The sequence below is a fragment of the Mesorhizobium sp. CO1-1-11 genome (assembly GCF_020164995.1).
GTDB lineage: Bacteria > Pseudomonadota > Alphaproteobacteria > Rhizobiales > Rhizobiaceae > Mesorhizobium > Mesorhizobium australicum.
Genome location: NZ_JAIUHE010000015.1, coordinates 10,863 through 37,037 on the forward strand (window position 1 = coordinate 10,863; position 26,175 = coordinate 37,037).

Annotated in this window: 1 protein-coding gene; it reads right to left on the reverse strand. The window is 63.1% G+C overall.

Going from position 1 to position 26,175, the window contains the following annotated elements; all coding sequences use genetic code 11:
• Positions 1–63 precede the first annotated feature (63 nt).
• The gene (locus LB554_RS18685) at positions 64–25,887 is read right to left on the reverse strand and encodes an LEPR-XLL domain-containing protein (RefSeq protein WP_224586140.1); all 25,824 of its coding nucleotides are present in this window, start codon (positions 25,885–25,887) and stop codon (positions 64–66) included.
• Positions 25,888–26,175 lie beyond the last annotated feature (288 nt).

Genomic DNA, 26,175 nt, shown 5'->3' on the forward strand with positions numbered 1-26,175 from the left:
ACACCCGTTTCGAAGCGGCGCGCGCAGTTCGCGAAATGTGTGAACTGCGCCGCCATCATTGTCTCATCGCACTCCAAACAGACTGGACAGGCGCGACAGCAAACCCTTGCGGTTGCTCCATTCGGCGAGACCATTGAGGTCGTCCGAAGTTGCGTCGCCATCGTCCTGATCCGCGTCGGGCGCTGCATCGTGCGGACGGTCCTGCTGCCGACCTTGTGCGGCAACAAAGGTTCCGCTGGCCTCGTCAAACACCCAGTTGAGCGGACCGCTTGGCTGCAGGCCAGAAGGAGCCCCGGTCAGCACGATATCGTCGGTCTTGGCACTTGCATCGGCGTCAGACCTGGAATGCGCCGCCGCCGCACTGCGGGAAGGTCTTGCGCTCGGTATCGTCGAGACCTCACCAACCGCTTCGGCCGGCGCGATACCAGCGCTCTGGAGTAATCCATGCTCCTGCGCGCCGACAAAGACGCCCAGGCCATCATGGAAGAGCTGCGTGTCAGTCAGCTGACCGGCAGATCCGGCCTCCGGCAGTCGGCGCTCGCCGGCGGCCAACTCAGCCGACATCACGCCCGCCTCGCCCTCATCGTGATCCAAGCCCGCCTGATGACCGATTTCGTGGATCAGCACCGACAGAAGGTCCATCCGTCCATCGGCGGCGCCGCCCGGCAACGCCGTCAGGTGCCCGGAGGCATCGAGCTGGAATTCGCTGCTGTCGAGAGGCGACAGGTCGACGAACCAGCCCTGTCCGGCCGCGTTGCGGTCGATCAGCACCGCGCCGAACACCGATTGTGCCAGCGCCGAGCCAGGCAGATCGGTGATCTGGACATCCAGGTTCGACAGCTTGGCAAGTTGTGCCGCGTCGAGTTGGCCGCTGCCCGACCAGATCGCCACCGCCTGCGCCAGCATCGTCTTGGCCTGATCGATGCCGACCGCCGTTACCGTGTCCGCGGCCTGGCCGAGCGAAGCGAGCGCCAGCTGATTGGAGCTGGTGCTGAACGCCGACGCGTTGGTGCGAATCTGCAGCCGGTCGAAAGACGCCCCTGCATTGCCTGTCACCAGACCGAACTCGCCATCGGCAACGGCTGCATTGAAGCCATAACTGCCGACGAATGCGCCGTTGACGGCGATCGAAAGGGCAGCACCCCGTATGGTCAACTGGACGTCATAGTCCGTCGTTGAACTCAGCGTGCGCGCGAAGCTCTGATCGATCACCGTGCCGCCCTTCGACGTCACGTGTCCGACCAAAACCTTCTGGCCGACCACATCCAGGGTGACGAACTTGTAGTTGTTGGCGCCGTAGTAGTCGAAGACGATGCCACCGGTTCCGGCGGTCTTCAACCTCGCCGTCAGTTCCAGATAGGCGTCCGCCCCGATCGCCGGGCCGACATCCAGCAGATTGGTGCCGGCGCCGGCTGCCGCATTGAGCCTGCCGCCCGAGAGCGTCCAGCCTTGAGCCGCGGTCTTCGACATCGGATAGGTCGGCGGCCCGTTGAACTCGGCTGCGTAATCGAGCGTGATCTGCGGCGGCAAGACCTGGACACGGAAGTTGTCCACCGTACCCTTCGAGCCGCTGTTGCCGACACCGACGAGGCCCTTGTTCAGCGCCACCGGCTGGCCATCGACGATGCGCGGCGCGAAGGTGTAGCTGAACCAATTCACGCCGGCCACGGTCAAACTCACGTTCGTGCCGTTGACTGCGAGCAGGACATCGTAAGCCTGGTTCGCTTTGAGTTGCACCGGCTTGTTGGACTTGACCAACTGATGCCAGCCGCTGGCGTCGCGGTAACCCATCTCGATCTGATCGTTCGAGATGTTGATGCCGGCATATTTGAAATCCGTCGGCGAATAATAGTCGAAGATGATGTAGGAGTTGGCCTTCCAGCCGCCGGTCGGCTTGTCGGCCGTCAAGGTCGCCGCGATCTCGTAGTAGATCGGCGTATAGGCGTCGAGATAGAGAACCGCGGCTGCCTGATCCCAGGTGCTTGCCGACTGAACGGTGAGCTTGCCGCTGGTGATGGCGAAATTGCCCTCGTCGACTGCCACGACCTTAGCATTGCCATCATTGAAGTCAGCCGTGCGCAGCACGTCTCGCTTGCCGCCCGGGATGTTGCCGGCCTGGGGATCCGTCGGACCGCCGGTCTGATCCTGCCAGAAGCCATGATCCTTCTGGGTGATCAGGCCGATTTCACCTTCCACGCCGCCCATGAACATATGGACGTGGCTGTACTTGTCGTCTCCGTTGATGCTGCCAGTGTCAGCGGTGCGGGTGATGTCGACGCCGTCGCTGAATGCCTGCGCATAGAGGAAGTCGAACAGTTGCGGCGGCACCTGGCGGCTTACCGTCGCGATGCCGAACGGTGCGAACGGCACCAGGTAGCTGTTGTACTCCCCGACCCAATCGATCAGGCGATCGCCACCGGTGTTGCCGATCAGGATGTCGAGCCCGGCCCCACCGAAAACGCGGTCCTCATACATTGGGTGCGTCTCCGGCTGGTCGTTCAGCCAGTTGTTGGTCGAGAGTACATCGTCGGCGTTCATGAGGTCGTTGCCCCAGCCGCCATAGATATGGTCGCGGCCGGTGCCACCAACGATCCAGTCATTGCCCAGGTCACCGAAGACCGCATCGTTGCCATCGGTATTGCGTTGCGCAAACGCCGTCGGTGTGCCGTTCGGCGCAAAAGCGATCGCACCGTTGACCAGCGGCCCTTCATTGTCGACGAGGTTGAGGAAATACTGGCGCGTGGTAGGTGCCGGGCCGGCCTTCCATACCGAACCATCGTCGTTGAACATGATTGTCCGGCGCGGATCGTACTCGTCATAGAGGAAGAACTCGCCGAGCCGGCTCTGCACAGGCTTCGGTGCGTTCCACGGATCGCTGTCGGGACCGAACCGCAGCACGTCGCCAGGGTTCCATGGCCGCGAGAAGTCGGTGCGCACGATGCCGACGACATTGCCCGCCGCATCGAAGAGCTGCGTGTAGGAATCTGGCAGAGCTTCGCCGCCGCCGACCGCATCGTCGCCGGAACCGCCATGGATGAAGTCGTCACCCTGGCCGCCGAAAATGATGTCGTCGACGACATTGGCGTCGAACAGCGGATTGTCGCCGCCCTGCGCGTTCGGCGTCAGATTGTAAGGGGTCAGGTCGACCGCCTTCTTCATCTTGCCGCCGACATTGATCGTCTCCGTCTGCACCTGTCCGGGCGTGTAGATGAACTCGTTGAGCACATCGCCCTGGCTGGTGCGCGTATCCGGATCGGTCGCCAGCAATGGCAGCACGCCGAACAGGCTTTCGCCGTAGGTCGCGCTGTTGCGGCTGGTGAAGATGCGGCCGTCGTCACCCAGGATGCCGTCCTCACCGGTACCACCTGAGATCCAGTCATTGCCCCAGCCGCCGATCAGATCGTCGTTCTCGGCATCGCCGAAGATCCGGTCATGGCCGCCGCCGCCATAGGCGGTGTCGTCCCCGGTCTCGCCATGGAACTCGTCATGGCCACCGATGTCCTGCTTGGCCCATAGGCCGAACTCGTTGCGATAGGCAGGATTGTTCGGGTTGGTTTTGGAGAACAGGTCTGGACGGAAGTCCGGGCCGCCCGGCGTGTAGTCGAGCAGATGGATGCCACGCACGACGAGGCGTTCGCCACCGGCACGCGCCGGGTCGTTCACGTCGTAATTGTATTGGACATAAAGCTGCTGCCCAACCGTGCCGTTCGGATTGATGTCGGTGTGATTGACGCCGACGATCCGCACGATGTTGCCGTTGTCACCGATCATGGAGTCGGCATCGCGAGCAAAGCGCGAATTGGCGAGCGTGCCGTCATTTGGCAAATTGTCGTCATTGCGGTCGATCTCGATGCCGGCGCCGCCAAAAATGTAATCGTCTCCGTCAGGCCGCGTATTCGGATCCGTGAGGCTGAAGAAGGACGAGGAACCGCCGATCAGATCATCCTGGCCGAGGCCGCCGAATATCTGGTCGTCGCCGCCACCGCCTTCGATATAATCTTGGCCGTCTGTCGCCGCCGCGAAGGAGGCGATCACCGTGAGCGGACCGATCGGATCGGTGACGCCGGCGGATGTGCGCGATGCGCCGACATGCGAGGTGCCGGCAAAGGCAAGCTCGATGCCGCCATCGCCCTGCACGACGTCATGGCCGAGCTGACCGAACAGTTCGTCATGGCCTTCGCTGCCGGCGATGTAGTCGTTGCCGAAGCTGCCGACGCCGGCCGTACCCTCGTCGAAGGCGAAAGTGTGCAGCGCCGCGTAATCGACCGAGTACTCGCTCCACCACGGAGCACCGTCCGGATCGCGATACCGCCGCGCGATGCCGTCGACCAGCAGCAGGCCGCTGTTGTCGGCATTGACCGTGCCGAGGCCGGCCGGCATCGGCCGGTCTGTACGGCTGTACATCAACGTTCCGGCCAGCGTCTGGAAGCGCAGGCTGAACGTGTCATCAAGCAGATTGCCGTCAGCGCCGCCCTGGCGCGACAGGTAGACGTTGTCGCCAAAGACGCGGTCGTCCTGCTGGTCGCCATCGAGCAGATCATGCCCGGCGCCGCCGACGATGACGTCGCGGTCGAGGCCGCCGAACACAACGTCGTCGCCGCCATTCTGCAGTTCGGCCGATTTGATGCCGGTGACCAACACCAGCTCGGTCGTCTGGATGCGCTGCTTCAAGGTCGACGGCAGGTTCGGATCGTCGACGAACATTTCTATCACACCATGATCGGCGAAGATGATGTCGTCGAAGTCGCCGAGCACGCCGGCAGCCGCGACCGAACTCGGCCCATAGCCGAGATGTGAGGCGCCATCGCCGAAGATCACGTCGTCGCCTGCATTCATCAGGTCACGAACCGACGACTTGACCGGCTTGATCGTCGTGCCGTTGGTGTCGGCATTCGGATTGGCCGAAGGCAACGGACTGTTGTCGACCGTGTCGATGAACAGCTGGCGCGTGAAGATGTTCACGTTGACGCCGCTATCGCCATAGATGTGATCCACGCCGCGATTGCCGATGATCAGGTCATCGCCGGAACCGCCGGCGAGGTGATCGCCAGCCTGGCTGCCGTAGATCGTATCGTTGCCCGCACCGCCATAGATCGTCAGGCCGACGCTCGGCAGGTTTGCCGACGGCGTGCCGGCGAACAAGGCGCTGGCGTCGATGATGTCGTTGCCGGCGAGCTTGTAGGGATTGGCGAGCGGGAACACCCACTCGTCATCCTCGTTCTCGCCGTCCTGCAGTTGCGGGAACGGATCGAACGGCTTCTCGCCGAATTCCATACCCAAGACATTGTGCGCCTGGCCGGAATACCAGATTCCGTCCTGGCTGGTGTCGCCATAGATGACCAGTGGCGAGTTCGGCCCGGCGCCGCCGGTGACGATAATATGGTCGCCACCGACACGCGTGCCACCGTCCAGCGTTATGTCGACACCGGAGACGGTCATCGCAACACCGGCTTTCGGCGTCAGCGCAACACTCTGCAGCGTTATCACGCTCGCAGTGAGCGCCTGGATGGTGAACGTGCCGGCAAATCCGCTCAGTCGCACTTTCTGGCCCACATAGAAGCCATCCGCCAGCCAGCTGCCGGCACTGCGTGTCAGGCTGTTGGTGGCGATGTTGACGGTCGCCGTGCCGGTGATGGCGCGCGGCTCCGCGACGTGCAGTGAACGCTCGGCATAGCTGTTGAACGCGTTGGGCGCGAGCACCGTGCCGGCTGGCTGGCCGGTGCGTGTGTTCGGTGCGCTGAGCACCAGCCTGCTGCCGTCACCCCATGTCAGCGCGGAGTTGCTCGGCGCCGGTAGCGTTGCATCGGAGATCGCCAGAATGGTGCGCGTATAGGTTTCGCCCGCAAGCTGGATCACCTGGCCAACCTGATAGCGGTCCTCCGACCAGTCGCGGCCGTCCTGACGGGTGACGATGATCTGTCCACCGGTTCCGGCGGCGATGTTTATCGGGCCGGTGCTTTCCAGATACATGTTGCCGCCGCCATGAACGAGCGTCAGCCCGCCATGCTGGCCTTGCACGTAGAAGCTCTTCACCGCGCCGTTTTGCGTCGCGAGCGGCGCGCCTTCGAGCGTAAGCGAGAAGCCGTCTTCCGATATCTCGATGATGCGGAAGTCACGCTTGCCGTTGGCATCGACCATCGTCACCAGATGTCCGGCGAGGTAGCCTTCAGCGGCCCATTTGACGTTGTCGTGGCGCGTGACGATGCCGCCGGTATAGGTCGGCTCGACATCGACTTCGGCCACCACGGTCTGCAGCACCGCATTGGTCACCGGGTTGATGCGATTGATGGTGCGCGGTGCTTCCGAGACCGGCGCGAGTTGTCCGCCTATGACGCGCATGACAGCGCCCGCGATCGCCACGATCTGATACTCGCCCTTCGCGAAGTCCTGGTTGATCGAGATGAAGTCTCCGACCGCAAAGCCGGCCCAGTTGCCGCCGTCGGTCCGCGTGATGATCCCGCCCGCTGTCGTCGTGGCCACATCCACCGGCTTGTTAAGCGTGATCACATCCTTGTCGAAGGCCGTGACGGTGTGCGCCCCATCCGCCACGCTGGCGAGGCTCGGTCCGCTCAGAACCAGGATCGAGTTGTCGTTGGGATCCGCGCCTTCGGCCGGATTGGCCGGATTGATCAGCGCGTCATTGATAGCGACGATCGTCCAGATGCCCGGCAGGTTATCGATCTTCACCGTCTGGCCGACGAGGAAGCCCATCGCTTTCCAATCGAACCCGGTGCGCACGATGGTGCCGCCATTGACGCCAGATGGCGTTATGTCGAACGTGCTCGTCACCTGCACCGGCGGTGCGGGATTGAGCGTGCCCGAGATGACGAGCTTGTCGTTGCCTTCCCCGAGCATCAGGTTGACCACCTCAATGGTGCTCTTGGTGCTGTCGGTGCCGAAATCGCCGTTCTGGTCGACGCTGATGCGTCCGAAGCTGATGCCACCCGGGAAGAAACCGGATTCACCGAAAGTCGGATCGCCGGTCACACCGAGCCCCAGGCTTAGATTGTCGGCCATGTTGAAGCCGGTGAGCGTCGTCGCCGTCATCACGCCGCCGACATCTTCCTTGCTGGTGTCGTTGAAGATGTTCAGCACGTCGATCTGTTGCGATTCCGGCGGCTGCTGGCCGATCGCGATCAGGAAGTCGTCGGCTTCGCCAGGCAGCTTGAGGCCGTTCTCGAGTGAACGGTCGGCGCCGGTGACGCCGCCCTCGACAGCCAAGGGTCCGCGCAGCTTGGACAGGTAATGGCCGGAAACCGGGAAGACCTTGACGCCTTCGCGGGTGATCGGCACTTCATATTCGGTGTCGGCGCGCAGCTCGACCGTCTGCTGCTGGTAATAGTTGGCCGGCGTGAACACGGCCACGGCCGCAGTGCGAACCACGCGCACATCGTTCAGCGTGTTGCCGAGATGCGGCAGGATCTGCGCGACATTGGTGCCGGTGATCTGGATCGTGGTGTCCTTGGTGTCGTTGTCACCGCGGATGATCGCGATCTTGAAGTCGCCGATCAAATTGTCGGCCGTATCGAACAGGCGGATCCACTGCCCTTCGAGGAAACCGAATGACAGCCAGCCATCATCCTTTTCGCCTAGTCCGGCGATGGTGATCCGGTAGGTCGGGAGACCTTCCTCCATGACCATCTCAAAGCGGATGTTGCCGGTGTACTCACCGTCCCGCGCCAGATCGGACAGGATAACGTCGTCCTTCGCGCCTGTCGCTGCCAACAGCCTGTCGACCTTGAAGAACTTTCCATCCGCATCGATCGAGGTGATGAAATAGTCGCCGCTGCCGGCGCCGGCATTGCCGATGCGTATCTGCTGGCCGACGAAGAAGCCTTCATCGACGAAGCTGCCGAGATCGGCACCGGTGCCACGCGTGATCTTGCCCAAGCCACCTTCGTTGGAGAAGACAAGATTGCCGTCGAATATCTGCGTAGGCCTGAGGCCGCCAATGATGCCGTATCCGGAGCCGGGCGTGACCGCGACGCCATTGACACTAACGACATCCGCCAGACCGTCCGTCAGGACCGCGACGTTGACGTTGGTCGACGGCGCCTTGGTCAGCCGGATCGTATAGTCGTCGGTGTCCGATCCATCGCCGTTGAGCAGCGTATTGCCTTCACTCTCCAGCACAACCGCGCCGGCGCTGTCATTGTCGATCACGTCGATGTCGACATAGCCCGGGCCTGAGCGCAGGTTCGGGAACACGTAGTTGTGGTTGGCGTCGACTGTCAGCGCCTGGTCGAGCTGGAAGAAGATCGCCGCTGTGTGCGGGTCCTCACGCGGGATGTCGTCGCGCGCTTCGATGCCGACGCGCACCGCATCGTCCCAGTTGCCGCTGTCGAAAGTGATGCGCCAGTAGCCGTCGGCACCCTTGAACATGCGATTGTCGAGACCGTTCGGATCGTCGACATCGTAGATCATGATGTTTTCGTCGCTGAACTCATTGACGTACAGCTTGACGACGATCGTGTCGCCCGCGTCGGGCGCCTTGGCGAGTTGCACCAGGAGTTCGTCATTCAGTTTGGTCGTGGCATTGCCTTCGATGACCAGCGAGCGGCCATCCTCGGTGTTCGTGCCGGGCGTCACTTCGGTGACATAGATTCCGGGCGTGTCGTTGTCACGCAGGTCGACCTCGACGTTGCGTACGTCCGCCGCGTCGAAGGGATCGCCGTTCGGATAGGCCGCGGCCAGCAGTGCCGGCGCGACACCGCTGGTGTCGGAGATGACGCTGTGCTGTACGACGACCACCCGGTCGCCCTCGGCGCGCAAATCGTCGGGCGCATAAAGGTACACGTTCTGGGCCGTGTTCCAGTTGGTGCTGTCGAAGGCCAGCACGATCGAGCGATCGTTGATGATCGTCGCAACGCCGTTGATGGTGATGACATGCTGGAATTCGCCGTCGGTTCCGACGAGGCCGGGATCCAGCTTCGAAAGCCAGATCGTGTCGCCGATGCCATTCGGCAACGGTGCCGGATTGATCAGCGTGCCGTCTTCTTCCTGTTGCGGCGAACGTGCCGCCGAGATCGTCATATAGACGATCTGGCCGGCCAGCGGCGCCACCGCCAGCCTGACGGTGTAGCTGTCGACATTGCGCGGTCCGCCTTCCCGAACAGCGGTGAAGCCATCCGTTTCGTCGATGCGGACGATGCCCTCCTGCGGACCCGCCACGTGATAGTCGAAGCCGTCGACAAGCACGCCATCGTATAGTGGATCGCCCGAGGTGACGAGGTGGTCAACAGCGCCGGAGGCGCCTTCGAGTTCGCGCGTGATGATGTCTTCCGTGACATCGCCCGTGACATTGATCGTATCGGAACCCAGACCGCCGATAACGCGATAGGCTACGCCGAAAGCCGTCGATTGAACGAAGAATTCGTCATCGCCTTCAAGTCCGTCGACCTCGACCACTTCGATCGTGGTGTAGCGAACATTGACGCCGGCGCCGAAGATGCCCTTTTCGGTGATGGCGAAATCGTCGGCGAATTCCGTGCCGAGGATAACCAGCTTGTCGAAGCCGGTGCCGCCGTCGACCGAGACCGGCGCGTTGACGTTGTATTGCACTTCGTCCTCGCCGCCGCCGGCGCGGATGTCCGGGGCGCGCGCGACAGAGAAGCCTAGCCCGATGATCGGCTTGGCAACGCCAAAATCGTCGAGCACGATGACGTCGTCGGTATAGTCGTGAGGCGTCGAGTCAGCGTCGGCGAAGTTGATCACGCCATCGCCGTTGGTGTCGAGCGTAACCGCCGGCAGGTCGTCCTGGTCGATCGTGCCGTCACCGTTCCAGTCCTGATTGGCGACCGCCGCGATGGCGAACGCGCGGACGATGAACAGGTCGTTGTTGTCGTCGCCTTCGAGCCGCAGTTCGGCCTGGTTGGCATAGACCCGGAATTCGTCGTTGCCGGTGCCGCCCTGCGCCACCATCGGCGCACTGATGCCGGGGCTCAGCCAGCCGCGTGTGGTGGCCACCATGTCGGGGAACACGTCCTGGTCGAGCAAGCCGCCGCCGAAGAACGGCGTGACGCCGTTTTCCGCATCGCCGGTGCGCTTGGTGCCGAATATCTGGCCGATGTTGAAGGAATCGTCGCCGGCGCCGCCCTGCAGCGAAACAATCGCCGTGGTGTCGTCGGAGTAGAAATTGTCGTTGCCGCCCTGCCCCTCGATGGTGATCCGGCCATTCAGCGCGGTGTCGTAATTGATGCGCGCGACCTCGTTCGAGGGCTCGTTGTCCTCGATCGTGTCGGCATAGGTCTTTGGCTGTCCGTAGACCATGGCGACGTAGGCCGGACGGTCGGCGGCTTCGTGCGGCAGATAGTTGGCGCCGCGCAGCAGGAAGATGTCGTCGATCGGCTTGTTGCCGCCGACCAGACCGTTCTGCGACGAATCGTAGCCGAAGATGGTCAGTTCATCGACACCGTCGATGGAGCGCCCGCTGTCCAGGATGTTGATGACGTAATTGCGCTGGAAGTCGGTGCCTGCGGTGCCCTGCCCCGGATTGTTGGAGCCAAGCGTGTAGATCTCATAGAGATCGGAGCCCGACACGCCGTCAAGCGTGAGCGTATGCTCGGCCGCCGTCTGCATGTTCGGAGAGGTTTGCGTCGCGGTATCCTGGAGGTAGTAGACGCGGAAACGGTCTTCGCCATCGACGTTGTTCACATTGAGGTTCTGACTGCCATAGGCGCGCGTCTTCGAGCCGAGGAAGACATAGCCGGCGCTGCCCTGCGTGTTGGTGCCGCCGGCACCCGAGGCGTCGCCGAAGTTGATCGTGTCGACATCCGTGTTGCCGAAGATTCGGGTCAGCACGGTCGGTCCGGTGACCGAGTTCGCCGTCAATGTCGGCGTTGCCGAGCCAACCGGCGCGCCGATCGTCTTGTTGCCAGGCACCACGGTTGCGTTGGCGATGATGCGGCCACGCAGCACCATCACGGTGCCGAAGGCGACATCCAGATTGACGAGCGCATGGATGACGTCGTTGGTCGCCGACACGTCGCCATAGATGTCGATGCTCTTGGCCGCCAGCGTCTCGCTGTTGGAATCGAGCGTCACGTTATCGCCGACGCGCAGCAGCACGGAACCCTTTTCGGCGAAGATCTGGCCGTGTGCGATCGCACGTGGCGCATCGGGCTGGAAGGTCGGGAAGGTCGCGCCGTCTTCGGCAAAGCGGGCGCTGCCACTGTGCAGCAGGTCGAGGTTCTCGCCCTGAACCGAGGTCTCGCGCACAGTGATGCGGATATCGCCATCGTAGGCGTGAGCCAACACCAGCCGCAGATTGCCGGCGGTGCCGCCGGGAGCCTCCGGCGCTTCGGTTAGGTAAATGTGGGTGCCGGCTTCAAGTGCGACGTCGTCATCGCTGGAACCGCGTGATGAATCGATCTCGAGGTCGTTGGCAAAAGCGCCGATGGAGCCATTGCCATTGGCGTCCAGGTCGATGGTCTGACCCATCACGTTGGCAAAGTCGTCGCCCGCGCCGTTGTTGCGTGAATCCAGGATCGAGCCTGCGACGGTCCTTAGCGACACATCGCGGATCGTGTGCACGGTGTGAACATGCATGTCACCGACGACTTCGTCGAGGAAGATGCCTAACGTCGAATCCGCGCTGGTATCGAAGGCGCGCAGCACACCAAGTCCGCCGACGCCATTGCGGTTGTCAACGTTGATCTCGAGGAAGTTGCTCGGTTCACCAATGCCGCCCAAGGGGGAATTGATGTCAAGCAGTGTGGGGCTGAGCACCTGGGCGGCCACTTGGAAATGGGTCGGATTAAACAGCCCCACTCCAGAGGCCATGGTGATGTTGCGACCGGAGACATCGGCCTCGACCAAGGCCGGGTTGCCGTTGTCATCGCGCGCATCGAGGATGCGCCGCGGCGAATACAAAAGCACATCCGAGGCATTGGAGCGAATGCGCTCGATGCGCATGTCACCGGTCTTTTCCGTCAGCGCGATATAGCCATTGGTCAGCACGTCGATGTCGCCATTGCCGGCGATCTCGGTGATGCCAAGTACGTTGACGGTGGTCGCCGTGGGCGCCGGATTGGCTGCCGCGACGATGATGTCACCGCCCGCAACGACCGAGCCTGCCTGCACCCCGGCCAGCGTGCGCAGGCCGGTTACCGGGTCGAGGCCTCGGAAATCATAGGTCGACGCAATCTCCGTGTTGCCGGTGGCGAAGACGCCGCGGCTCAGCGACGGAATTGCGCCTGCATCCGGCCGGAAGAAATTGTAGTAGGTCTGTCCGCCGGCGGGCAACGCCGGCGCCTTGACCAGCAGGCCGCCTGACAGACCGTCGCCGAACTGTTCAAGGCTGGCTTGCAGCAGCACATCCGCCGTATTGCCGGCGTTGATCCGGTCGATCTCGACGATGTAGAAGCCGCCGGCCGGCGCCTCGCGCAACAGCGCCTTGAGGTCGAGGCTGATGTCGCCGAGCGCGTCGGCGGTGAAGGTTTCAGCCGAAATCAGGCTGTGCAGATCGGTCAGCGCGCCTGCCGGCGCCAGATCGATGGCCGTACCGGCCATCGCGTTTGCCAGCGTGGTCGCCAACTTGACGCTCTGCCCATCGGGCGAAGCGATGACGTAGTAGTAGCCGCCGTCGATGAGCCCGCCGATGGTCGTGGTCACGGCATCGTAGCGCACCAGCTGGCCGGTGTAGAAACGGTTCTCGACTCCAAGGAATATCTGGTTAGTCAAGCCAGCGACACGGCCGGTGTCGAAGCCTATGCCGAGCGGCAGGCCGGAGCTGTCGACGATGTCGATATTCACCCGTGCACCGGTCGCGCCGATGTTTTCGTCGGCGCGAATGTTCAGGATGTGGGTACGGATCAGCGACTGGCGGCCATCACTGCCCGGGACGCCGCGATCGTTGGTGGCGAACACCGATCCGTCAGTATTGACGATCGACGTCGTGCCGATCGGGTTGTCGATCGTGCCGTTGATGTAAATGTCTGAATGGCCACCGGTGTCGGTGATTTCAATCAGCGTCGGCGCGACTTCGCGCACCACGTTGAAGGTCAGTGTCACACTCTGCGACGGATTGAGCCATGCCAGTGGCTGCTCGTCGGTGACGACATCGATATTGTTGATAATGATGTCCTTGTCGGACTCGTTGCGGATCGACACGCGCTGCAACGTATCACGGAACGTCCAGGTACCGCCGGCGCCGATCATCGAGTTCGAGTCGAACACGACGTCGCCGGGACCCGGATTAACGATGTTGTTGACGACAATGTCGTCGCTCTGGATCGTGTTGCCTTGGCCTTCGGTCGCACTGCCGCCGCCTGCGGTGTCGTTGACCGACACTTCGACCGCGACATCGATCTGGCCGTCGAGGCCGATGTTCAGTTGCTTGACGACCAGTTCGGGTGAACGGCCGGAAAGGATCAGCACGTCGGAGCTGAAATTGATCGATTGCGGTCTGTCATCTGGGCTGCTGCCGCTCGATCCGCCGGCGGCGAGCGAGCGCTTGCTGTCATCGGCGTCATCTGTCTGCGAGATCGAGCCGTTCACGGTCGAGGCAAACAAGGCCAGGTGCTCGGCCGAGCTTCCAGGTTCCTGCGGATAATCCGGATGTCCAAGCACGGCATCGCCGTTGTCGCGCGGACCGGCTGTCACCAATGCGCCTGCCGCACCGAAAATCTCGGACGAGACGTCGGTGTCGTTATGCGCGTCGGAATCGACGAAGCCGAACAGGCCGGTCGACCGGGCATAGGATTTCGCATGCGTGTTGACATTGTCGTAGCGGGTGATCAGGTCGACGCCTTCCCAACCCGTCAGGTCGGCGCCCACATTGATCCGCACCTGCGCATCCGGCCGTGCCGTGATCGTGCTTTCGGCCTCGCCTTCGCCATAGAATCCGGCGCCGCGCCCGTCGCTGCCGGAGAAGACATGGAAGTTGTCGACCCGTGCCGCAAGGGAGGTGCGCCGCGCGCTGAGCACGGCATTGGCCGCCAGCGAGACGATCGCGTCGGCCTGGTCGGCGTCCGGATCGGCGTCCGGGGAGCCAATATTGACATGCGTGACGGCGTCGCCGTCACCGCCGAAGCCGATGCCGGAGCCGGTCGACTTGGCCGTCACATCGACGGATGCATTCGCCGTGGCCTTGGCCAGCTGACCGGCCAGAACGATGGCGTTGGAGCCGATTGTCGAAACCGTATTGTATTCGATGCGGACATCGGTGCTCGGGTCGGCCAGGCCGACCGCACCGCCAGCGCTCGCCTGCGAGGAGGCGCTGGCAATGGCATTGCTTGCCGAGGCAAGCGTGAAGTTCTTGCCCGCCACGATGCGCGTGCCATCACTGATCGTCGCCGTGCTCGTGATGTCCTGGAAGCTACTCGCGTCGGCATCACCGACAGCGACGAAGCCGCCCGTGCCGTTGACCGCGTAGCTGGACGTATTGGTCGTCGCCGACGCGCTGACAGTCACGTCGCCCACCGTCGTGATCTGCGTCGCGGAGATCGTCGCCGAGACATTCGGACTGCTGAAAACGTCGGCATCATTGCCGTTGACTCCAACGAACCCGCCGCCGGACCCCTTCGAGTAAGCTGACGATACGCCGTCGCCCGATTGCGGTGCGATTTCGCTGAGCGGAACTTCGCCCGGACCGAACAGGAACTGGCCCGGCGCCGCCGATGTGGCGCTGTCATTGATGTCGATGCGCAGTTGCTGCTCGCTGTCGCCGGCTGCCGAGATGTCGACCGCAAGCGCAGTAAGGCTGTGATTGCCGTAGGGGCCAGCAATTGCCGTCGGCGTCAGAACGATCTGACTGCCGCCGCTCGGCGCATTCCACAGTTCGAACGTGTTGTCGCCGACGCCGCTGACGCCGCGCACATAGTAGGTCTTGCCGTCTTCGAGCCCGCCGATCGGCAGATTCTTGGCATTGACCAGCGAATGCGTATCGCTGGAGCCGACATTGAGCGCCGGATTGGCGCTGAGACCCTTGTTCGGGTTCAGCGCGATGATCGGCTGATCGAAGTCCCTCGTCAGCGTACCTGCTGTGACGATGTTCTTCTCAAGAAGGGTCAGCGTATCACCGGACACGCCGACGATCGTGTACGTGCCGGAATTGACGAGGCCGCCGCTGATGAACAACGTGCCGTTTCCAAAGCCGTTGTCGGCCCAGTTGAGGCCGTCAGTTCGCTTGATCTGGTCGCCAGCGGCATTGCGAATGAATTGCACCTGTTCGGTGATAGCGTCGTTACGCTTGAGCTGGATCGTCGAGGAGTTGACGACATGCACGCGATAGGTCTGGCCGTCGACCAGGCCGCCGATCGCCAGACCGGTTCCTCCGCTCGCATTCTTGACGTCGTAGACAACGTGCTCGCCCTCGGCGAAACCGTGCGCCAGCGCATTTCCGTTATCGTCGAAGAAACGGATGTTGTCGGCGTTGGCATCGGCGATCGGCGATCCGTCGGGATTGAGGCTGCTCGAATTGACGTCGACCTGACGACTGACGAAGGTGCGCGCGTCCGGTGCCTCGTAGGTCACCGCCGTGCCGTTGACGAAGCCATGCCCGGCGATGGTTATGCTGTTGCCCGAGACATCGTCCGGCTGGAAATTCTTGAGGTAATTCTGCGGGTTGACCGCCTTGTCGAAGCTGTTCACCAGCTTGATGTGTGACCCGTCGATAACCAGCACATAATAGAGGTTGCCCTCGGTCAGCCCAAAGCTGTCGACTGTCTCGTCCGGTCCCGGATAGTAGCGGACGGCATCGCCGCTCAGGAAATTATGGCCACCCGCGAACTCGATGATCTCGGTGTTTGGATCGATGTCGGCGGCGTTGAAGACGGAGCCGAAATAGAGCGTGTTGGGATCTGTCACGCCTGCATTGACGACATTGATCACGCTGTACTGACGGTTCACCGCCGGATCGGCCGGATCCGGCCACTTGAGGCCGGGAATAACGGCACCGCCGCTTCCGGCATCATATTCGACCGTATCGCCGGTCACCAGTCCATGCCCGTTCACGGTGATCGTGTTGGCGGTGCCGTCGACATCGACGATTTCGTAGGTCGGTTGCTCGCCGGGGATCGGCGAGGCGGAGGCTTCGACCAGGATATCGCCGGTCGCGTTGATCACCACGCCGGCGCCGATTGAACTCGCGACCGTCGGGTTAACATGGGTTTCCGAATCGGCGTCCCCAACCGCGGCTATGCCGCCTATTGTGGACCCGACTACTTTCGAGTCGCCTTCCGTCTGGGCCTGGGCCTTGAGCCGCACATTGCGTGCCGATTGGATCGACGTGTTGTTGCCGATCGAGGCGCTTACCGAAGACGGGCTCGCGGTCGCGGTCGCGCGATTGACGGTGATCCCTGCCAGAAGGCCTCCGCCGGCTGTTTCGGCTACGGCAAGCGCACCATTTACGGCAAGCGCTTCGATCATGATGTCGGTAACCGAGACGATGTTGGCGTTCATCGCGGCGTTGCTCTGGCCATTGGCCTCGGCTTCAGCCAACGAAGCACCGACCGCAGCCGCCCCGAACGAATTGGCCTCGGCATTGGCGACGGCATAGTTGCGAATGCGCGACTTGATGTTGATGTCACCGGTGATGGTGAATGCGCCGCCGGCGCCGATCGTAGTGTTGGCAACCGCATTGGACCTCGCGGTCGGCACCGAGCCCTGGCCGCTGAACAAGCCACCGCCGGAGGCCTCCGCAAAGGCCTTCGCCCCGCGGTCGGTCGCCGTCTCGCCATCGTAATTGTGCGACGACAGCATGACGATGCCGCCAGCGTGAATCGTCGAATTGCCCCCGATCAATGCGGCCACCGTCGGGACGACATTGACTGTCGCCAGGCTGGTGCCGGCCGCCAGTGCGCCGACCGAAAGTGCGAATATGTCGCCGGTCGCATCGTGCAGCGTCCACGCCTCGACCGTGAGGAGGCCCGTCGCGTTGATGTTGGCGCTGCTGCCAACCGATGCCTCTACATTCGGCTGAACATCGACGAAAGCGAAATTGAAGGTCAGCGCGCCGAGCCCGGCAGCCAGCGCGAAGGTGTCGGAATCCACGTTGATCGTCGAGTCCGCATGGACCGTGATGGCCCCGACAGCGTCGATCTGCCCAATCTGACTGCCCGCGCCGATCGTAGCCAGGACTTCCTTGGTGTTGTCGTCGTCATCGCCGATGGTGACGTCGCTGTAGGACGCACCGACGGCCACCGCGCCGGCTTGTATGCCGGTCGTCAGCACGTCAAACGTCTGGTTGCTGCTCGCCGAGACCGTAAGGCTGGCCGCGCCGTTGACCACTGCGTTGTCGAGCAAGCCGGCCTGAACGCGGCTGGTATCGTTGACCACCGCGACCGATGCACCGAGGCCGACGAAACCGGCCTGCAAGGCGACGGTCGTGACATCGATATTCTGGCCGAAATGGCTTTCAACGCGGATGGCATTGCCAGCCTTGAGGTTTCCGCCGGCCTTCGCTCTCACCTGGCCCGAGACATTGACGACGGAAATCGATGCGCCCAGGCCGACAAGACCGGCGCCCAGGCTGCCGACCAGGATGTTGGCTTTCATCTGTTCACGCGCGTTCACGACGATGTCGTGACCAGCCTCGACCGTCGCACCGCCTTCGACGGAGGCGGTGGTGCCGCGCTCGTCGGTGACGGCGGCGGTCAGCTTGTTGGTCAGGGCGCCTGAGGTCAGTGCGTTGGCGCCGACCTTGTCGCGGGCGCCTTCAACACCGGCCTTGACCCGTGAGTCGGCCGTGTTGCTGTTGGCGCCGCTGCCGAAGCGGCCCAATTCCCCAGTGATGCCTGCGACGCCACCGTCGGCCTGTTCGCCGGCCTCGTCATTGGCGGTCTTGGAGCTTCCGTCGTCCTTCGTCGCGTTGCCGCTGCCACCCTGGTTGTCCTCGTAGGAGTCGGTGAACGCCTCGCCGATCGACCAGACCGATATGGACGCGCCGAGCCCGGCGACGCCGACGCCGCCGCTGAAGGCGAACCCACGCAGAACCTTGATTGCGACCGCATTGACCGAGACGTCACCGCGCGCCCGCACCATGGCGTTGGCGTTGATCGCGGCAACCGTATCGTTCTTGATGCTGCCGAAGTCGATGCCGCCGGCCAGACCGACGAAACCGGCGCCGAGAGCGCCCGCGAAGGACGTGACCCGGACCTCGTTGGCCGCGTTGACATAGACGCCTTGTGCACCCGACACCGTGCCTGGGTGGGCGAGGTAATCTGCAGCGCCCTGATTGATGTCGGCGCCGACGCCGATCAGCGCCTTGGTGTCGGAATTGAGCAGCGTCACGGTGACGGAGCCGGCCAGACCGACGTAAAGGCCGGCGGCACCGGCGACTGTAACGTTGGTGACCTCTTCCGAGGATTCCGCCTGAACGATGACGCCATGCGCCTCGGCCGTGCCGAAGCCGCTCGGATTGCTGCCGCCGACGATCGTGCCGGTCAGCACGCCGCCGATGCCGGTGCCGTTGCCGGACGCGTCGATACTGGCATTGTCGCCGATCGTCGCTTCGGTGAGCTTGTCGACATTGACGACCGCGACCGATCCGGCGGCACCGCCGCCCGACAGGCCGATAGCGACCGCACCGGCGACCACCACCACCTCGGAATCGTCCTTGGCCATGACGGCGACGTCGCCGCCGGCGACAATCGTCGCGTTGGCGCCGACGCGGGCATAGGTCTCGGTGTCGAACGACAGCACCGAGACACCGCCCGCCAGGCTGACCGTGCCGCTGAAGGCAAGGCCGGCGGAGACGACGATGACTTTTTCCTTGGACGTGGCGATCACCGCAACATCATTGTTCGCCTTCACATCCGCGCCGTCATTGATCGTCGCGAACGTGTCAACCTTGATCACCGACACGTCGACGCCGGGCGCGCCCGCGCCCGCGCCGCCGAAGGCCGCACCGGCCCCGACACCGACATGGCTGAAGTCGCTCGCCGCCGCAACCAGGACGGATTGTCCTGCATTTCCGGGGCCGGCCATGTCCTGGTTGATCTGGGCATCGGCCCCGATAAACGCCTTCGTCTTGGTATCGACGACGTTGACCGCCGCACCGACAGCCACGCCGACCGAACCGCCGCCGCCGACGGAAATTGCAAAAGTCTCGACATCATCCTTCGCCGAGGCCGAGACAGCCACGCCACGGAAACCGGTGTCGACCGACGCGGTCGCAACCCGGTTCTGGGTCAAGCCCGGATCCTGCTGGACGTCGTCGCCACCCTCCTGGTCGAGGTTCTTGAACTGGGTGAGGCCCGACGGCGTACCAGCCTCCAGGCTGCTGGCGGTCGGCTTGTTGCCGCCCTGCGGGTCGAAGCTCGACATAGCCTGGCTGCCCGCATAGTCGACGGTGTAGCGGCCGGTTCTCGCCGCGACAGTGCCGTGGCCCTCGCCGGTGACGCGTGCGCCTGCGCCGATGAAGGCATCAGTCACCTTGTCGACAACAGCAACGCCGGCCGCGACGCCGACACCGGCGCTGCCGCCGATCGCCACGCCGCCAACGATCAGGTCCATCTCGGTCTCGTCGATTGCCTGGACGAGTACGCTGCCGCGTGCCCGCACATCCGTCAGGCCGACGATCGGCGCCAGCGGATCCGATCCGATGAAGGCGCGGGTCTTCAGGTTCAGCACGAAGACATCGGCCGTCAGTGTGACGCCCGCGCCGCTGGACGCGCCCGCGGCCACGGAGAACGAACCTATGTCCTCGTTGCCGGTTGCCTCGACCGTCACATTGCCGTCGACGTCGATGTCGGCGCCCGCTTCGATCGATGCAGTCGTCGTCTTTGTAAGCGTCGACACATTGACGCCGGCGCCAACGCCAGCACTGCCGGCGGAAACCGCGAGCGAACCCGCGATTGTCAGGATATCGGTTTCGTCATTTGCAAAGACCGAGACGCCGGGATCGTTGGCGAGCGTCTGGCCGGAAACCTTGCTGTTTGCGCCGATGCGAGCCGTCGTTGTCTCGGTCAGCACTGTCACGGCGACCGAACCGGCGACCGCCGCCTGCGCGGAAGCCGCGCCGGCGGCGGCGATGATCAGCACCCCATCGGTCGAATTCGCCGATACGGAGAGGCCGTTTGCGCCACCGGTGACCACGTCGGCGTCGCCATAGAGCTCCGCCTTCACATCGTCGAGATGGACAAACACCGTTCCGGAAATGCCGATGCCGGCGCTTTGGCCGAACGCCGCCGCGCCAGCAAGCAGGAACACGTCCGCGTCGCCGGTCGCCGTCACGGAGACATCTCCGCCGGCGCCCAGATGCGATTTGTTCAGCGTGCTGCCGGCCTCGACGAAGGCTTGGGTCGATGTGTCGAGGTAAAGCACGCCGACAGACGCAGCGACGCCGGCTGAGCCGCCGGCGCTGCCGCCGAACGTCGCCGCGATCGAAGTGATGTCGTCGAAGGAGTCGGCATTGATGACGATGTTGCCGGCAGTCGTATCCAGATCCGCCCCACCACCCATCCAGGCGCTCGTGTTGCGCGTGATCACCTGCACGTCCAGGCCGATGCCGACGCCGGCATTGCCGTTCAGCGTGAGGCCGATGCCACCCGCCCCGCTGACCACGGTCAGCAGGTCCGTTGCCTCGATCTTGATGCCGGTTCCGGCCTCGAGGTCGGAGTTGTCGTTCACCGAGGCGTGCGTCTCCATGAAGATCACGTTGACGCTGGACGAACCGCCGACGGCAAAGCCGCCGGACGCACCGGCGATGCCGGCGGCGAAGCTGGTGACGGCCAACGAGCCGATGACCGGCAGGTCTTCCGAGATCGGCAGCAGTTCGGCATGCGAGGTGACGTTGATCGCGCCCTGCGCTTCGGCGTCGAGATTGATGCCGGTCTGAGCCTTGGTGTTGAGATCGTTGACGATGTTGACGGTGACCGCGATGCCCACGCCGCCGCCGCCGCTGCCGGTGCTCAAAGCCGCACCGCCGGCCAGGTTCTGCATTTCATTGAGACTGACGGCGCCGATCTCGATATTGCCGGTGTTGGCGTCGAGATCGACATTGTCGCCGACCGATGCCAGCGTGTTGACATCGAGATAGTTGACGCCAACCGAGCCGCCGATCGCAGTGTTCTTCGACACCGCGCCGGAGAGGGCGCGCGCCTGGAACGTGTTTTTCTCTCCATTGCCGGTCGCGGCGCGGACCTCGATCAATCCGGCGGTCAGATCGGCGTTTGAACCGATCATCGCGTTGTTGTCCAGCAGCACGATGTTGAGGCCGATCGCGGCGGCAACGCCGGTGTTGGAACTGGTGTTCGTGGACGTCGCGGTGGCCAATGCCCGCGCGTCGGTCGTGCTGATCGCCTCGACCTTCATCGCGCCTGTACCGGCGATCGTCACATTGCTGGCGATCTGCGCCTGGTTGTCCGCGTCGAGGAAGTTGACGGCGATCGTCGCGGCCACATTGGTGCCACCGGAGCCGTTGCCGCCCTGCGTACCCTTGCCGGTCTGCCCACTGCTGTTGCCATCGGCCTGGCCAAGGCTGCTGCCGCCGCTCTGCGAGGGCGTCTTGGTGCCGCCGCTCTGGTTCTTGGCCATCTCGGTCTGGTTGGTCGTCTCCTGATCGGAGCTGGCACTGTCCGTTGTGCCATCGGACTTCTTGGTGGATTGGCCCTTCGAGCTCGCCTTGGACTCTGCCTTGGTGTCGAGTGTCGAGGTCGCGGTGATCGTCACCGTGCCAACGTTCTGGAAATTGCGGCCGAGGAAAGCGTCGTTGGTGACTTCGCCGATATTCAATGCAATCGACGCGCCAACGCCAACGCTGCTGCCGGCGGCTTCGCCATCGGCAAGCGTGTGAACCGTGCCGGTGTGCGAGGCTTGCGCGGCCAAATTGCCCGTCAGCGTGATCGTTGCGCCGCCGCCGGTGCCGATGTGCGCATCCGTATCGTTATCGAAATAGGCGACAGCGATCGCGCCGCCGATGCCGGTAGCGCCTTCGGCGCCAGCCTTGGCCGTCGTCGTCAGCGTATCATTGGATGTCGCGGTGACGGTGAAATTGCCTGTCGTCCCGCCAACCATCTCGCCGTTCTCGATGCCGGCAAACGTGGTGTTCAAGCCGATGCCGAGCGCAATCGACGCGCCGACGCCGACGCTGCCCGAGCCGCTTCCGGCCCCGGAGGAGGTCGCCGTCGTTGTGGTTACGGTCGTGTTGATCGCCGTAAGCAGAACATTGCCGCCGGTCAATGTAACCGTCGCGGCGCCGCTTGCTGGCTGATCGGCATGGTCGAGACCAATCACGCCAAGCGTGTCGATATCGGCGAAGCTCAGCGCGAACGAACCGGCCACGCCAATATCGCCGCCGCTGGCACCGGAGGTCGACTCGGCGCCGAAACGATGCGTCACGTCACCGCCGACGTTCTTCATCTTGGCTTCGGCTTTCACCCCGTCGGCCGTAATGATGCTGCCAGCCCCAATCGACGCCTCGTTGCGCATCGTCGCGATATTGATCGCCACTGCGACACCGACAGCGGTGCCGCTGTCGCTCGTCTTTGCGGTGCCATCGGCTTTCGCCGTCGCATCCATATTGTTGGACGACTGCAAATTGAGTTCGCCGACGCCAGCGCCCTCACCGGCAACAACCGTGCGCCCGTCATTGATCGACGCCACCGCCAGTGACGACGAGACATTGAGAGCAAGCGCTGCCGCGACGCTGACATCGCCGCCGCCGCTCCCACCTGAACTGTTGGCCGACTTGCTGACGCTGTCGCCATCATTCGACTTGCTGTTGGCCAGACCGACTTCCTTGTCCCGTTGCTCGTCGGCCTTGGTGTTGCCGTCCTCGTCTTTCTCGGCGCCAGCGGCACTCGCAATCGACTCCGCCTTGCTGGAACCGTCATTGGCGGCCGACAGACTGATCGATCCGTTCGAACGAAGATTGCGGTTCGATGTCGAGAACGCACGGTTGTCCACGAAGGCAAGCGCGATCGCCGCGCCGATCGCCGTCGAGCCGATGGCATCGCCATCGGCCAGCGTCGTGCTCACGCCATGATTGCTGGCGCTGGCCGACAAATTGCCGGTGATGTCGAGTTCGCTGCCGGAACCGATGGACGATTCCGTATTGTTGTCGATGACGTCGATCGCCACCGCACCGCCGATGCCAACATCGCCGCCTTCCGCGCCCGCTTCCGCCGTGGTCGAAGCTGTATGGTCGCCGGTCGCAGTCATGGTGACAGCGTCGGCGGCAACGATGGTCGCGTTGTCGCGGATCGATGCCGAGGTGGAATTGTCGACGATGGTCAGGGCGACCGAACCACCGATGCCGAGTTCGCCTGCGGCGCCGCTCGCGTCGTCGGGAACCGCATCGGTCACGACGTTGGTGGTGGAATGGGCGGTGAGCGACAGATCCGCGCCATTCAGATTGATCGAGGCGTTTGCCGCGACGTCGGCGGAAGCCTCGGTGATGACGATATTGATGGCCAGCGAACCCGCGACCTGCGTCTTGGAGCCTTCGCCGGCGCCGGAGGTCGCCTGGGCGATGAAGCTGTCGCCGGCCGCAATCGTGGCGCTCAATGACACCGCACTCGCCGACAGCGACGAGGCGCCGCCGAGATAGCTGCGCGTCGTGACGTCGGCAATGCTCAGCGCCACTGCAACGCCGATGCCGGTTGCGCCATTGGAGGACGAATTCGTGTTGGTGCCGTCCGCCGTCGCCGTCACCTTGTCCGTCGATTGCGCGGTCAGCGTGATCGTGCCACCGGATGTGAGGGTGGAGGCCTGAACGAAGGCTTCGGTGGTCGGCCGATAATCCGACACCGTCACCGCGCCAGCAAAGGTGATATCGCCGCTGCTGGTCGTCGCTTTGTCAGACGTGATGCCGTCCTTATTGGGGTCCTTCAGGCGCTGCTCGGATTCGTTGTCACCGCTTGCACTTTGGTCCGATCCGCCTGCCGTCGACTTGGCGATCGTCGTGATATTGCTGGTCAGCGTTGCGCCGAGCGCGATCGAATTGGGCGTATCGCCGGCATTCGCGCCAATCGTCGAACCGCCCGAGACATTGGCGCGGGTCGTCGCATTGACTTCTGAAACCGCAACGCTTGCGCCCTTGCCGCCGCTACCGCCATCGGCCTCGGTGGTCATCGTCAAATTGCTGGTCGCAGTCAGCGACACCGCGCCCGAGACGCTGAGCACGCTGCCCGCGAGCACTTCGGTGATCGCGTCGCTGATCAGAACGGTGACGGAAACCGCCGCATCCTTCTTTTCATCGTTGTCGGAACCGGCATCGGATTCGTCCTTCGCGGTCAGCGTGACGGTTACGGTGCTCGACGCCGACAGGCTGGCTGCGGTCACATTGGTGCTGCTGAACTTGACCCGCGCTTCGGGCATGATCGTTGCGATGACACCCGCGAGCGGCCCACCTTCGAAAGTCTCAGCCTCGACATTGGCGGTCGCGGTTGCGGTGAATTGAGCCGCGCCCGTCACGATGATCGTGGCGCCGCTCAGGTCGATGATTGCCTCCGGGGTCGCGAGATACGCGCCACCCGTGATTTTTCCATCGTCCGCCGCCGCTGCTGTCAGGGTCACCGAACTGGCATTTATGGTGCTGGAAACGCTGATCTTCTCGGCATTGACGGTAACTGCGCCGGCAGTCAGCGTCCCGGAGATCGTCACCTCGTCCTTGCCGTCCTGGCCGTTAATGATGAGTGCGGTTGAACCGAGGTTCACCGCATTGTTGATGGTCAGGGTATCCTTTGAAAAAATAGGAAAGCCAGAATCATCGCCGAGATTGATGGTCAGGCTGGAGCTGGGCTTGTTGAAAGTGATCGACTCGAATGAACCTAGGAGGCCTGACGACAGCGTCAGTGTCGCGCCATTGTCGATCAGAGTCGCTCCATCGTCGGCATTGCTGGTCGTGATGACACGGTCCGCAACGACACTGTTGTCGGTGATCGGTTCGAGCCCGTCATAGCGGAGCACGACACCGTCACGCGTGATCGTGCCCGACGTCGGCCCAGTGGCTACATACTTCACCGAGGCGAAGGTGCCGCCGTCGAGAACCATGCTGTCGAAGCCGGCATCGCCGCCGGCCATGACGCCACTCAATTTTCCAGCAGCACCAACAAAAAAGGTGTCCTCGTTGCCAGCGGAACCGATCAGGTTCTCGACCGTAACGAAGGACACCCCAGCAACATCACCCGAACCGTCGCCGGTGAGATGCCAGTCGGTGTCCTGCGGAGGCCCGACCACAGCGTCGCTGCCGGCGCCGCCACTCAACACAACCCTGCCAGCCAGAGCGGGGTCGATCTCGCGCAGCACAAAGCTGTCGTCGCCCGCGCCCGCGTCAACGGTCAACGAGACCGTCGGAGTTGTGAATTTGTAGGTGATCAGATTGTTAAATGCTCCAGCGTCAAGCACCGACAGACCGTCACTGGAATCATCTGAACTGCCGATGCAGATCACCCGCGCTTGCCCGGAAGTGTCGGCATAAATGCGCTGGCTGGCCGTCGTATTGTCCTCGACCGCGCCGACGTTTGCCAGGCCAATGCTATGGGTCAACGCCCCGGCTTGCGCGGCAATGCTGCCTGACAGGCCGGTGTCGGTCGCCAGCCGCACGGCGTCGAAGCTGCCGCCGGTCATGGCAAGCGTGTCGTTGCCGGCACCACCGTCGAAACGCACGTCGAGCGCCGCCAGGAAGTCTTCGCCGAAGTCTATGGTGAGCTTGTCGTCGGCAGCGGTGCCGTGCACCACGATATAGTCGATCTCTTGCGCGTTGCGCTGGTCGACCAGCGTACCCGTCTTGTTGTCATAGATCTGGATCGCCTGGATCAGATTGTCATAGCGCAGCGAATAGTCGGCGCCGGCCAAGTCGTTCATGTCGACCGCGAAAGGCAAGATGTCGGCCGACAGCAGATAACGCGGCTCAAGCGCTTCAAGCGCCAGGTTCGGCAGATCTGATGTCTTGCTGGGCCGTCGGGCTCGCCCCGGCGAGCGCCGCAGCAGCGAACTCGCCAACCACCGACCAAATACGCCAGGGATTGGCGTCTCTGCTTTGCTGGCTAATCTCTTCTGAAATGCCTCAAAAAAAGCCGACCTCGACAAAATGTTCATTTTGTCCCCCTGATATATCAGTTTAGGCTAATTTACCGAAATCAAACGTACATCCGAAAATTCTTGAGTGCAAGGCTATCACGAAACCGCGACGAGTCTATGTTTATGTAAAATTTGCGACAATATGAACCATACGCATATATCTCGACAAGACACATGATTATCTATGTATATATTTCCGTCGCCATTAGC